The organism is Pseudoflavonifractor sp. (assembly GCF_050943825.1).
Taxonomy (GTDB): domain Bacteria; phylum Bacillota; class Clostridia; order Oscillospirales; family Oscillospiraceae; genus Pseudoflavonifractor.
In genome coordinates this window covers 62,149-74,206 of sequence record NZ_JBMNPX010000003.1, presented here as the reverse complement: position 1 = coordinate 74,206, position 12,058 = coordinate 62,149, and the positions used below count along the sequence as shown (strand labels likewise).

The following is a 12,058-nucleotide window of genomic DNA, read 5'->3' as shown; positions in this document are numbered from 1 at the left end:
GGCTCTGCCGGAGGGTTACTCCAGGCTGTCATCGTCCTCGTCCATAAAGCCGTCCGGGTCCGCGCCCTCCTGGCCCTCCTCGCTGCCCAGCAGCTCGGTGGTGCGCATCCGGCGGGACAGCTTCATCTCCTCCACCTGCCGGTGAAGCAGCTCCTTGACCTCCCTGGGGTTCTTGATGTTCAGCAGGTCCAGGTGCGGGGTGGTCTTGTCCGAGGAGTGGACGCACACGGTGCCCACGCCGAAAATCCGCTGAAACAGGGACCGCTTCAGCTCCAAATCCCGCACCCGGTAGAGGAGCACCTCCTCCTCCTTCAGGTTGAACAGGCCGGTCTCCCGGAAAATCCGGTCCTCGCTGAGCCGGTACCGGGTAAAGGTGATGGGCAGGCCCAGAATCCGCTTCCGGTCCTTCCACAGGTAGTTGATGGGGTCCAATGCCATGCTGTTCACTCCTTTCCCTGGGCTGGGGGGATGCCCCCCCTCACTCAAAGCTGTTGTTCTCCGCCCGGCGGAGCAGGGTGGCGGTGGCCATCTGGGAGAGGTAGACGGTCTGTCCCCGCCCCTTGTCCCCGCACACCACAAAGGACTTGGGGATGTCGTCGCCAACCGGCACCACCCTGCCCTCCTTCTCCGCCCGCTCCAGAAATTTCCGGGTCAGGTGGGAGGAGGAGGTGTTGTCCAGGTCAAACAGGCCGATGACGTCCCGGTAGGGCACCACCACCGACTGTCCCAAATGCAGATACACGGCTCAACCTCCTTTGCCGTCGTCGTCAATGACCCTGGGGTCCCACAGCCGCTTGTACAGCCGCCGCCCCAGGTACAGCCCCAGGAACACCAGCGCCGCCGGCAGGCCGGGCACAAAGAGCAGGGTCTCCAGGGGCGCGCCGCCGGTGTCCGACCAGCCGAAGAACCGGGCGGCCAGCACCGAGAGCGTCACCGCCAGGCACACCAGGGGCGGCGCCCACCGCCACAGCTTCCGCCGGGCGAAGCGGTAAGCCGCATACTCCGCCGCAGCACCCAGGGCCAGCGGCAGCAGGCAGAACAGAATTAAAATGGGCATAGCGCTCCCTTATCCGCCGTTTTTGGCGTCTGTACTTGCCTTTTTCTTGGCTATCAGGCCCAAAACGGCACGTTTGATGTTGTAGACCACCAGGAAAATCAGCAGCAGCTCCACGAAATACAGCAGCCAGTACACCGCCACCGGGCCGACGCCCACGGAGGGAACCAGCTTCACGGCAGAGGCAATCACCCCAGCCACGCCCAGCACCGCCGGGATGGCATACACCGGCTTTTTCCGGCAGAACACGGTGAGCACCAGCTGGAGCAGGCCGCCCACCCAGAAGGGGAGGGACAGCACGAAGATGGCCGCAGCGCCGTACACTGCCAGTACTGGGGCTGCCAGAAGCAGATGGAACATGCCGGAAACCTCCTTTTGTGGGGTTTTCAAAGCCTTCCCCTGGGGGAAGGTGCCCCCGAAGGGGGCGGATGAGGGGAAGACCGCCAATTTGCTCAGAACCTGCGGGGGGCGGTCTCCGACGGAGTACTTTTCTCCGGCGAAAAGTACCCAAAAGCCGCCGGGGACACAGGGGCAGAGGGCCCTTTCAGGGCCAAATGCCCCCGTTTCCCCGGACCCCTTTCGGAGTACGTCCGGCGGCGGTGGGGTTCAAGCAGCCGCCGTATTTGAAAGCAGTTGCTTGCCGGTTCGGCTGTTTGGCGTCGTTACTCCTCTGCCCGAGCAGCGTTACCCGACCAGACTTGAAAGTCTCTGCAATTCAACAACTTTTCTCAATGCCGCACACAGTCTTTGCGCCGTGTTTCAGGTTCTGCTCACACCAGCGCGCCGTTATGGATGCGCAGCACCTTGCCGCCCTCCAGATGCTCCAGCTTTTCGTCCTCGCAGCAGGTGATGAACACCTGTCCGCCCTTGATGCGGTTGAGCACGAAGCTCTGCCGCCGCTGGTCCAGCTCAGAGAGCACGTCGTCCAGCAGCAGCACGGGCCACTCGCCGGTGTCGCCGTAAAAAATCTCACGGGCAGCCAGCTTGAGGGACAATGCCGCTGTACGGGTCTGCCCCTGGGAGGCAAACTGCCGGGCGGCCACGCCCCCCAGCTCCACGGTCAAATCGTCCTTATGCGGCCCGGACAGGCACTGACGGGATTCCAGCTCCGCCCGCCGGTGGCTCTCCTGGTGGGCGATGAGGGCGGACAGAATGTCCTTCACGCCCCCTTCCGGGTCGGTCACCGTGCTCACCGTCTCGTATTTCAGCCCCAGCTCCTCCCGGCCGCCGGAAAACTCCCGGTGGATGGTCGGCGCGGTCTCCCGCAGGCGGCGGACAAAGTGGGCCCGGTAGTGGATGAGGATGGCGCCGGTCTGGGCCATTCTCAAATTGAAGTCGTCCAGCGTATCCAGCAGGGAGGGCTTCTCCTCCCAGTCCCGCAGGATACGGGTCTTCTGCTCGTGGAGGCGGCGGTACTCAGCCAGGGCTGCGGCGTACCGGGGCCGCAGCTGGCAGATGCACTCGTCCAGGAACCGGCGGCGCTCCGCCGCCCCCTCCCGGATGAGCATCAAATCCTCCGGGCAGAAGAACACGGTATTGAGCACCCCCGCCAGCTCACCGGCGGTTTTCAGCCTCACGCCATTGGACAGCAGCTGCCGCCGGGTGTTCCGGCCCAGCCTGGCCTCCAGGGTGAAGTCCCTTTCCCGGGAAAAGACCTCCGCCTTCACAAAGGCGTGGTCCACGCCGAACTGAATCAGCTCCCGGTCGTACCGGGCCCGGCGGCTGGAGGCGGTGGACAGGTAACCGATGGCCTCCAGCAGGTTGGTCTTGCCCTGGGCGTTCTCCCCGCAGATGACGTTGACGTCAGGGGAAAAGGTAGTCTCCAGGTGGGGGTAGTTGCGGAAAAAGTCCAGGGTAATGGACTTTACTATCATACCACGGTCAGCTCCAGGCCGGGCAGGGTGACCACGTCGCCGGGACGGACCTTCTTGCCCCGCATGGTGCACACCTCGCCGTTGACGGACACGTCGCCGGCCTGGATGATGTTCTTGGCCTCACCGCCGGTCTCGGCCACGCCGGAGAACTTGAGCAGTCCCTCCAGCTTGATGAACTCGGTGGTAATCTTCACTTCATGCTTTTCCATTGTCTTTCCTCTCTTCCGGGTGGCCCAGCAGGGCGGCCAGGCGCTCGTACACCTCAGGCAGCGCCTTTTTCAGGGCCACTGGGGCCCCCTTGGCCCGGTCATAGAAAAAGTGTCTGCTCTCTCCCTCCGCCCGGAGGGTGCCGTCGGCGGTGCTGGTGATATCGTAGTGCAGGTCCACCCGGGCGGGGGTGAGCCTGGAGACGGTGACGGCAATGGCCACCGTCTCCCCGAAGGGGGTCATGGACCGGTACTTGCAGTTGACCTCGGTGAGGGCGAAGTCGATGCCCGCCTCCACCGCCTTGTCGTACCCCCAGCCCAGCTGGTCCATCAAATCGGTGCGGGCCTCCTCCATCCAGTAGATGTAGTTGGCGTGGTGGACGATGCCCATGCCGTCGGTCTCGTAGAACTGGACCTTTCTCAGGTAGGGCTTGATTGCAACAGGTTCCACGGTTATTCGCCCGCCTTCAGCCGGACGGGCAGCACCATATAGAGGAAGTTGTCGCCCCCGTCGTCGGGCAGGATAACACAGGGGGACACGCCGGTGGACAGCTCCAGCCGGACCCGGTCGGCGGGAGCGGCCTTGAGGGCGTCCATCAGGTACTTGTTGTTGAAGCCGATCTCCAGGCCCTTGCCGTCGCCGGACACGGGGCACTCGTCCCGGGCGTCGCCGATGGCGGTCTTGGTGGAGATTTTCAGCAGGTTCTCCTCAAAGATGCAGCGCAGGGGGCTCTTGAGCTTGTCGCTGATAATGAGGGAGACGCGGTCGATGGAGGCCAGCAGGGCCCGGGTGTCGCCCTCGATGTGGATGGGGTTGTTGCGGGGCACGGCCTGGCGGTAGGCCAGGAACTCGCCCTCCAGACGGCGGGCCACCAGCATGGTGTCGCCCACCTTGAACATGACGTGGCGGGCGCCCTGGGTGACCGAGGCGGGCTCGTCCACCTGGGAGCAGATTTTCTCCACCTCGCTGAGGGCGGCGCCGGGCACCACGAAGGAGAAGGAGGCCTCGCCCTCCTTCTTGTCGATGGGCTCGTGGCGCAGAGCCAGCCGGTAGCCGTCCACAGACACCACGGTCAGGCCGTTCTCGTCCACCTCGAAGAGGGAGCCGGTATGGATGGGGCGGCTCTCGTTGTCGCTGACGGCGAAGAGGGTCTGGCCGATCATGGCCTTGAGCCGCTCCTGGGTAATGACAAAGGAGTTCTGATACTCCACGGTGGGCAGCTCGGGGAACTCCTCCGGGTCGGTGCCCAGGATGTTGAACTCGCTCATGCCGCACTTGATGTTGACCATATAGTTCTCGGCGGTGAAGATGACGGTGTCGTCGGGCAGCTTGCGGATGATCTCACCGAAGAGGCGGGCGGAGAGCACCAGGGAGCCCTGGCTCTGGATATCGGCGGGGACAATGGTACGGATGCCGGTCTCCAGGTTATAGCCGGTGAGGCGCAGCTCGCTGCCGGCCTCCAGCAGGATGCCCTCCAGAGCGGGAATGGAGCTCTTGGGGGAGACGGCCCGGCTGGAGGTGGAGATGGCGGACTGGAGCAGGGCCTTCTCACAGGTGAATTTCATGGAATGGAACCTCCGTTTCCGTCTCTCCTCTCGGCGCGATCAGGAGAGGAGAGGCTATATAGATTCGTAGTAACCGTAGTAGGGAATGTGGATGTGGAAAAACTGCGGAAGCCTTAGAGCGGGAAGGGGTTGGCCGTCCACAGGGGGTGTGGAGAATTTTTGCCGGTTTCCACACCTTCGGGGAAAGGGGGAAGTTGTCCACATTTGGGTTTTCCACATCTCCACAGAATGTTGATAAAACTGATTGCCCCCTGTAATCGGATTGGTGCAGGAAATCCTGCATTAAAGGGTATGCGGTGGCCTCCCTTTTTCCTTCAAAAAAATGGAAAAAGAGCGGGGGAGGGGTTATTCGTACCGGGCGTTGATGTTGGCGTTCAGGTCCTTGATGATCTCGGCCACCTCGGCGTTGGACTTCATCAGGTTCTCAATGCGCTCGATGGAGTGCATGACGGTGGTGTGGTCCCGGCCCTCAAACTCCTTGCCGATCTCCTTGAGGGACAGGGAGGTCATGCGCCGGATGAGGTACATGGCCATCTGCCGGGCGAGGGCGGTGTCCTTGGTGCGGCCCTGGCCCCGGAGGGCGTCGTTTTCGATGTTGTAGAATTTGCAGACCTCTTCGATGATCACGTCGGCGGAGGGGAGAAACTCGGCCTTCTCCTTGAACATGTCCCGGACGGCCCGGGTGACGGTGTCCACGTCCACGCTCTCGCCCATCAGCTCCTGGAAGGCCAGAATCTTGTTGACGGTGCCCTCAATCTGGCGCACGTTGGAGGTGATGTTCTCGGCGATGTACTGGAGGACGGGTTCGGGCAGCTCCATGCCCCGGCGGATGGCCTTGTTCTTGATGATGGCCACGCGGGTCTCGTAGTCGGGGGGCTTGATGTCCACGGGGAGGCCCCACTCGAACCGGGTTTTCAGACGGTCGTCCAGCCGCAGCATCTCCTTGGGGGGACGGTCGGCGGTAAAGACAATCTGGCGGCCGGCCTCGTAGAGGGTGTTGAAGGTGTGGAACATCTCCTCCTGGGAGCTCTCGCGGCCGGCGATGAACTGGACGTCGTCCATGAGGAATACGTCGGCGGAGCGGAATTTCTCCCGGAACTCCTGGTTGCTGCCCTCACGGATGGCCTGGATCAGCTCGTTGGTGAAGGCGTCGCCCTTGATGTACACCACCCGGAAGTCGGGGCGGGTGGCGTGGATCTTGTGGGCGATGGCGTAGAGCAGGTGGGTCTTGCCCAGGCCGGACTCGCCGTAGATGAACAGCGGGTTGTAGCTCTTGCCCGGGTTTTCGGCCACGGACAGGGCGGCGGCGTGGGCGAACTTGTTGGAGGACCCGACCACGAAGCGCTCGAAGGTGTAGTCCTCGGTGCCGGGGAGGAAGGTGCTGTCCACGGGCTTGGCGGCCTCGGTGAAGTGCTCCAGCTCCCCCTCGCCCAGGACCTCCACCTGGAAGTCGGCGGCAAAGAGCTCGTGCAGTGCCTTCTGGATATTGGGGACATAGCGTTTGCGGATGATGTCACGCTTGAAGTTGGTGGGCGAATGGATGACGAAGCGGTCCTCCTCCAGGGCCACGGCGGTGCAGTCGTCAAACCAGGTGTTGATCGCCGTGGCAGTCATGTCCGCTTCCATGAGGGAGAGAACCTTGGCCCATATATCGGCCGGTGAATTCACGGGTGAAACCCCCTTTTGCAAAAAAATGCGTCTCTTTGAGTATACCAAAAAAATACCTCCCTAGCAATGTTTTTTGCGCCTACACATATTAAAAGAAATAAGGGGATTTGTGGCATTTTTCCGTACACCCACAAGATATAGTAGGATGGAGAAAATTTTCTTGTTTTCCTTCCAAAAATAGTAGTTGACAGGGGATTTTGTTTTCGGTTATAATACCCAGTGCGCTATTATACCCGGTTTTGGGGTGTAAAGGCATGGCAATTGACGACCGCGGCCGGGCTTGCTCCGGCCGTTGTGGAGGGCGGCTCCGGCCGCTTTTTAAACGAACAGGAGGTGTAACACGATGGTTCGTACCTATCAGCCCAAGAAGCGTCAGCGTTCCAAGGAGCACGGATTCCGCAAGCGTATGCGTACCGCCAACGGCCGCAAGGTCCTGGCCCGCCGCCGTGCGAAGGGCCGCGCCCGCCTGACCCACTAAGGTGGCAGCGGAAAAGAAAATAGGGCTTTTTTGAGGGGCGGAGGAGTTGATCCTTCCGCCCCTGCGCAGCATGCGGACAAATTTGTCCTGTTTTCCCCATTCCCCCGGCGGGGGAGGGAGCCATCCCTCCTCCAAACCCGTCTCTTGAAGGAAGGCGCAGCATGGATCACACGGTCTCTCTCAAACTCAATCACGAATTCCGCCGGCTCTACGCCAAGGGAAAGAGCGCCGTGAACCCCTGCATGGCGGTGTACTGCCGGAAAAACCGGCTGGGCTACAACCGGCTGGGCTTCACCACCGGCACCAAGCTGGGCAAGGCGGTGGTGCGCAACCGTGTCCGCCGCCGGCTGCGGGAGATCTACCGCACCAACGAGGAAAAAATCCGCCCCGGGTACGACATTGTCGTAGTGGCCCGGGTCCGGGCCTGCCACAGCCGGTATGCCGAGCTGCAGCGGCAGTTCCTCCGCACAGCGGACAAGCTGGGCCTTCTCAACGGGAGCGGCACATGAAGGGGCTGCTGCTGGGTCTGATTCAATTCTACCGGCGCAGCATATCCCCCATGCGGCCGCCCTGCTGCCGTTTCATCCCCACCTGCTCCGAGTACGCTCTGGAGGCGGTGGAGAAGTACGGCGCGGTCAAGGGCGGGCTGCTGGCCCTGCGGCGTCTGCTGCGGTGCCACCCCTTTCACCGTCAGAAGTCCATTGAGTACGACCCGGTACCGTAAGGTCCGGGCCGCCCTTTTGGTGCCCTGACGGAGAAATTCCCCCGCGTTTCAGCCCCGAAAATTTACTTTGGAGGCCATTCAATGCAAGGAATTCAGCTTCTTCTGACCCCCTTTGTATGGGTCCTGATGCTCTTCTATGAGCTCTTCGACAACTACGGCGTGGCCCTGATCCTCTTCGCCGTTCTGGTCAAGGTCATTCTCTTCCCCCTGTCCATCAAGGCCAAGCGGTCCATGATCCAGATGAACATGCTCAACGGCCAGATGCAGAAGCTCCAGAAAATGTACGGCAACAACCGGGAAAAGTACAATATGGAGCTTCAGAGGCTCTACGAGAAGGAGAAGGTCAACCCCATGGGCGGCTGCCTCTGGAGCCTGCTGCCCCTGGTGATCCTGCTCCCTCTGTACGCCATCATCCGCCAGCCCCTGACCTACCTGATGAACCTGACCCCCGACGCCATCAGCCAGGTGGCCGAGGTGGTCAACTGGAGCACCGAGGCGGTGGCCAAGGGCTGGATCAAGGAAGCCGCCGACTTCGCCAACGTGGGCTACAACCAGCTCTACCTGGCGTCCCTCATTACTCCTGAGAACATCGGCGCCGTCCAGGCCGTGGCCGAGGGCGCCCGCGTCATCAACTTTAACTTCCTGGGCCTGAACCTGGCCCAGATGCCCCAGTGGCAGTTCTGGACCTGGAGCAGCGTGGACTGGGCCCACATCGGCCTGTTCCTCATGCCCATCGTGTCCGCTGGCTCCGGTCTGCTGTTCTCCCTCATTATGATGAAGACCAACGCGGTCAACAAGCAGAGCGAGAATGCCGTGGCCAACTCCACCAACCGCACCATGCTCATCATCTCCCCCCTCATGTCCCTGTGGATCGGCTTTGCCATGCCCGCGGGCCTGTCTGTGTACTGGATCAGCCAGAACGTGCTGTCCATGCTCCAGGAGTTCCTGGCCGGCAAGCTGCTGAAGAAGGACTATGAGAAGGCCGCTGAGATTGCCGCCCGCCGTGAGGCCGAGGAGAAGGAAGAGGAGAAGCGCCGCCGTGAGGAGGAGCGCGCCGAGCGCGCCCGCCGCATCGAGGAGGCCAAGAACAACAAGGGCAAGAAGAAGGGCCCCAAGACCCCCAAGGACCCGGATGAGGCCAAGATTCCCGCCTCTGTCCGTGAGGCCAGCCGTGTGGGCATCCGCGCCTACGCCCGTGGCCGGGCCTACGACCCCTACCGCTTTAGCCCCGACGGCCCCACTCCCTACCGTGATCTGAACGGCGCGGTGGTGGAGAACGCCCAGGACAAGAAGCTGGAGCACAAATCCGAGGTCCGGGAGGAGGCCGCTCTGGAGCAGGCCGCCGACCAGATGATCGTGGACGAGCTGAAGGCGGAGCAGACCACCCAGGCTCCCGCTGAGGCCCCTGCCGAGGCGCCCGCTGAGGACGCCGGCACCACCCAGGCCCCCGGCTTTGAGACCCCTCACTATGACGCCCCCGACTACGACGCTTCCGGCGAGGACGGAAAGCAGTCCTGACACTTTTCCTCGAAAAGGAGAGAAAACAGCCCATGCTGAAATATATTGAGAGCACCGGCCGCAGCGAGGAGGCCGCCATTGAGGCCGCCCTCCAGAAGCTGGGAATGGACCGGGACGACGTATCCGTGGAGGTGCTGGAGCGGGCCAAGACCGGCTTCCTGGGCATCGGCGCCTCCCCGGCCAAGGTGAAGGTGACCTACGAGGCCCCCGACGAGGAGCCCGTGGCAGAGGAGAAGCCTGTGGAGACCGTCCCCGCCGCCCCTGTGGCGGAGGAGGCTCCCAAGGCCGCTCCCCAGGCTCCTGAGGCCCCTGCGGCCGAGGAGCCCAAGGCCCAGCCCGCCGCTGTCACTGTGGACGGCGACGAGCGCGCTGAGAAGATTCACGCCTTCCTCACCGGCCTGCTGGCCCATATGGGCTCCAGCGCCGTCCCCTCCATCACCCTGGGTGAGGAGAACACCTACGAGGTGGAGCTGCTGGGCGAGCACCTGGGCAGCCTCATCGGCCGCCGGGGCGAGACCCTGGACGCCATCCAGCAGCTGACCAACTACGCCGTCAACCATGGCCAGTCCCACCGGGTCCGGGTCCACGTGGACGCCGAGGGCTACCGCGCCAAGCGGGAGGAGAGCCTGGAGCGGCTGGCGCTGAAGGTGGCGGGCAAGGTGGTCAAGTACCGCCGGAACGTGACCCTGGAGCCCATGAACGCCTACGAGCGTCACGTCATCCACACCGCCCTCCAGACCTACCCCGACGTGACCACCTACTCCACCGGCACCGAGCCCAACCGCCGCACCGTGGTGGCTTACAGCCGCGGCGAGCACCGGGGACAGTAAAAAACCACAGAGCATGATAAAAGCGCCGGAGACCATCAGGTCTCCGGCGCTTTTCCTATGGCAGCAGGGATTGCCTGACCGCCGGGCGCGTGGTATCCTATGGTCGATATGCTTTGGAAAGGGGAGAGGACCTTGAAAGAAACGGACCACGGGACGGATTTCTCCGCTCTCCGGGAGGGGTACCGCCTGGCGCGGCGGCAGGAGCGGGACAGAATCGCCGCCTATTTCAAGGCCCTGCCCGACTTTGAGACCAGTCCCCGGCCCGGCGGGGCCGGTATCAGCCGGTACACCTCGGGCAGCCGTTTGGCGCCTCCCTACGACCTGCGGGGCTGGATGTGGGTGTGCGTGAGGCGGGGGGAGACGGAGTTTCTCCTCTCCCTCCAGACCTTTGACCGGGACCCCAACTCGGGCAATCTCCACACCCTCACCGACCGCATCGGGGTATACGCCTGGACCGGGGCCTACTCCTCCGCGGACGCCCAGGAGAGAATGAAGATTACCCCCCTGGAGCTGCCCCTGAGCGGGGCGGACCTGGACACCCTGGCGGAGCTGCTGCGGGCCCTGAGTGACTGTGGGGGCGACTGGGAAGGGGAGGCGTACCGGGCGGTGTGCCAAAAGTATGGCCTGGTGTAGGACAGGATAAAAGCAAACAGAAAACGCGGCGTCTCGCGCTGAGACGCCGCGTTCATTTTTGCATTTGATGCTTATTCCTGGGGCGCGGTGGGAGCCGCTCCGCCCTCGCCCTTAGCCCGGGGCCGGTGACGGCGGTGGCGGTGGCGGGTGGACTTCTTCTCGCCGCCCTCGGCAGCCCCCTCGGCGTTCACAGCCTCGGGCTTGACCTTGGGCTGCTGCTGGGCCTGCTGGGGAGGGCGCTCCTGGCGGGGCTTGTCCCCCTTGGGCTTCTGCTGGGGCTTGTCCCCGCGCTTCTCCTGCTTCTTCTGCTCCTGGCGGGGCTTGCCCTCCTGCTGGGCCTTGGGCTCGGCCTTCTTCTGCTCGGGACGGGGCTTGTTCTCCTGCTTTTTCTGGGGCTTGCCCTCCTGGGCCTGGCGGGGCGCCTGCTCGGCCTTCTCGCCGCCCCGGTTCCGGCTGCGGCTGCGGCTCCGGCCGGACTTTGCCTCGGCCTGCTGCTGCTCGCCCTCAGTACGCACAGAGGCGGTGAGCCCCAGCCCGGTGAGAGCGGTGCCCAGGCTGCTGCGCAGCTTCTCCTCCGGGTCCTCGGGGAGCGGGGTCACCTTGCGCAGCTTGGCCAGCTCCTCCGACGGCGGGGCCACATACCCCTCCGGCCGCTTGCCCTTGCCGTTGCGCACCACGCAGATTTCGCAGTTGTGGAAGCAGCGGGGAGACTCGGGCGCGTCGTCCAGGCGCACCTTCACCGTCTCCCGCAGCAGGTTTACCTGGGACACAGTGCCCACGCCCTCGGGCGTCTCCACGAAGCTCTCGTTCTTGGGCATCCGCTTCACCGCGTCCTCGTAGGCGTCCTGCTCGTACTTCAGGCAGCACATGAGCCGCCCGCAGGTGCCCGAGATTTTGGTGGGGTTGAGGGACAGGCTCTGGGTCTTGGCCATCTTGATGGACACGGGCTGGAAGTCGTCCAGGAAGGAGGCGCAGCAGAAGGGACGGCCGCAGATGCCCAGGCCGCCCAGCATTTTGGCCTCGTCCCGGACGCCGATCTGCCGCAGCTCAATGCGGGTGTGGAAGATGCCGGCCAGGTCCTTTACCAGGGCCCGGAAGTCCACACGGCCCTCGCTGGTAAAGAAGAAGAGGATCTTGTTGCCCTCGAAGTTGTACTCCACCTCCACCAGCTTCATGTCCAGCCCGTGGGCGGCGATTTTCTCCTGGCAGATGTGGAAGGCCTTCTTCTCCTTCTCCCGGTTGCGGGCCACGGTGTCCAGGTCCTTCTCGGTGGCGATGCGCACCAGGGGACGGAGGGGAGCCACCACGCTCTCATCCTCCACCATGGTGTTGCCCTTGACGCACTCGCCGTACTCGATGCCCCGGGAGGTCTCGATGATGACCCCCTGTCCGGCCCGGACCTGGGTGCCTCTGGGGTCGAAATAGTACTCCTTGCCTCCGCTCTTGAAGCGGACGCTGATGATTTCGGTCATAGGTACCTCCAGCGCCCACCTGGGCGCACGTTCAG

At 63.4% G+C, this 12,058-nt stretch carries 16 protein-coding genes; 6 read left to right on the top strand and 10 right to left on the bottom strand.

Annotated elements, in window-relative coordinates; genetic code table 11:
• Positions 1–15 precede the first annotated feature (15 nt).
• The 9 genes from ACOX7T_RS04375 to dnaA all read right to left on the bottom strand — a co-directional run bounded on the left by ACOX7T_RS04375 (position 16) and on the right by dnaA (position 6,368).
• On the bottom strand, positions 16–438 hold the full coding sequence (locus tag ACOX7T_RS04375) for a PH domain-containing protein (protein ID WP_433440245.1): 423 nt from the start codon (positions 436–438) through the stop codon (positions 16–18).
• 40 nt (positions 439–478) lie between these two features.
• Positions 479–742: an extracellular matrix regulator RemB gene (remB, locus tag ACOX7T_RS04370; RefSeq protein WP_433440243.1), complete on the bottom strand. Its 264-nt coding sequence runs from the start codon at positions 740–742 to the stop codon at positions 479–481.
• Positions 743–745: 3 nt separating this feature from the next.
• Complete coding sequence (locus tag ACOX7T_RS04365; protein WP_433440241.1) at positions 746–1,057, bottom strand: Tat pathway signal protein; 312 nt, start codon at positions 1,055–1,057, stop codon at positions 746–748.
• 9 nt (positions 1,058–1,066) lie between these two features.
• On the bottom strand, positions 1,067–1,414 hold the full coding sequence (locus tag ACOX7T_RS04360) for a hypothetical protein (RefSeq protein WP_433440239.1): 348 nt from the start codon (positions 1,412–1,414) through the stop codon (positions 1,067–1,069).
• Between the two features lie 410 nt (positions 1,415–1,824).
• On the bottom strand, positions 1,825–2,928 hold the full coding sequence (gene recF, locus ACOX7T_RS04355; protein ID WP_433440237.1) for a DNA replication/repair protein RecF: 1,104 nt from the start codon (positions 2,926–2,928) through the stop codon (positions 1,825–1,827).
• Positions 2,925–3,137, bottom strand: a complete 213-nt coding sequence (locus tag ACOX7T_RS04350; protein ID WP_294551961.1) for an RNA-binding S4 domain-containing protein — start codon at positions 3,135–3,137, stop codon at positions 2,925–2,927. Before ACOX7T_RS04350 ends, recF begins: the two co-directional genes overlap by 4 nt.
• Positions 3,124–3,585 (bottom strand): acyl-CoA thioesterase, encoded by a 462-nt coding sequence (locus ACOX7T_RS04345; protein ID WP_433440234.1) that lies wholly within the window; start codon positions 3,583–3,585, stop codon positions 3,124–3,126. Before ACOX7T_RS04345 ends, ACOX7T_RS04350 begins: the two co-directional genes overlap by 14 nt.
• A 2-nt stretch (positions 3,586–3,587) precedes the next feature.
• Positions 3,588–4,700 (bottom strand): DNA polymerase III subunit beta, encoded by a 1,113-nt coding sequence (gene dnaN, locus ACOX7T_RS04340; protein ID WP_433440232.1) that lies wholly within the window; start codon positions 4,698–4,700, stop codon positions 3,588–3,590.
• 345 nt (positions 4,701–5,045) lie between these two features.
• Positions 5,046–6,368, bottom strand: coding sequence for a chromosomal replication initiator protein DnaA (dnaA, locus tag ACOX7T_RS04335; RefSeq protein WP_148319915.1), 1,323 nt, complete (start codon positions 6,366–6,368; stop codon positions 5,046–5,048).
• Between the two features lie 343 nt (positions 6,369–6,711).
• Here dnaA and rpmH point away from each other — a divergent pair, with 343 nt between their 5' ends.
• From rpmH to ACOX7T_RS04305, 6 genes are all read left to right on the top strand, one after another.
• Complete coding sequence (rpmH, locus tag ACOX7T_RS04330; protein WP_006570963.1) at positions 6,712–6,846, top strand: 50S ribosomal protein L34; 135 nt, start codon at positions 6,712–6,714, stop codon at positions 6,844–6,846.
• A gap of 161 nt (positions 6,847–7,007) precedes the next feature.
• Positions 7,008–7,355: a ribonuclease P protein component gene (gene rnpA / locus ACOX7T_RS04325; RefSeq protein WP_433440229.1), complete on the top strand. Its 348-nt coding sequence runs from the start codon at positions 7,008–7,010 to the stop codon at positions 7,353–7,355.
• Complete coding sequence (gene yidD / locus ACOX7T_RS04320) at positions 7,352–7,570, top strand: membrane protein insertion efficiency factor YidD (RefSeq protein ID WP_433440227.1); 219 nt, start codon at positions 7,352–7,354, stop codon at positions 7,568–7,570. Before rnpA ends, yidD begins: the two co-directional genes overlap by 4 nt.
• Positions 7,571–7,651: 81 nt before the next feature.
• Positions 7,652–9,088, top strand: coding sequence for a YidC/Oxa1 family membrane protein insertase (locus tag ACOX7T_RS04315; RefSeq protein ID WP_433440225.1), 1,437 nt, complete (start codon positions 7,652–7,654; stop codon positions 9,086–9,088).
• Positions 9,089–9,120: 32 nt separating this feature from the next.
• On the top strand, positions 9,121–9,918 hold the full coding sequence (gene jag, locus ACOX7T_RS04310) for an RNA-binding cell elongation regulator Jag/EloR (protein ID WP_433440223.1): 798 nt from the start codon (positions 9,121–9,123) through the stop codon (positions 9,916–9,918).
• Between the two features lie 132 nt (positions 9,919–10,050).
• Complete coding sequence (locus ACOX7T_RS04305; protein ID WP_433440221.1) at positions 10,051–10,551, top strand: hypothetical protein; 501 nt, start codon at positions 10,051–10,053, stop codon at positions 10,549–10,551.
• A 71-nt stretch (positions 10,552–10,622) separates the two neighbouring features.
• Here ACOX7T_RS04305 and ricT read toward each other — a convergent pair whose 3' ends face one another.
• On the bottom strand, positions 10,623–12,023 hold the full coding sequence (ricT, locus tag ACOX7T_RS04300) for a regulatory iron-sulfur-containing complex subunit RicT (RefSeq protein ID WP_433440219.1): 1,401 nt from the start codon (positions 12,021–12,023) through the stop codon (positions 10,623–10,625).
• Between the last annotated feature and the right edge of the window lie 35 nt (positions 12,024–12,058).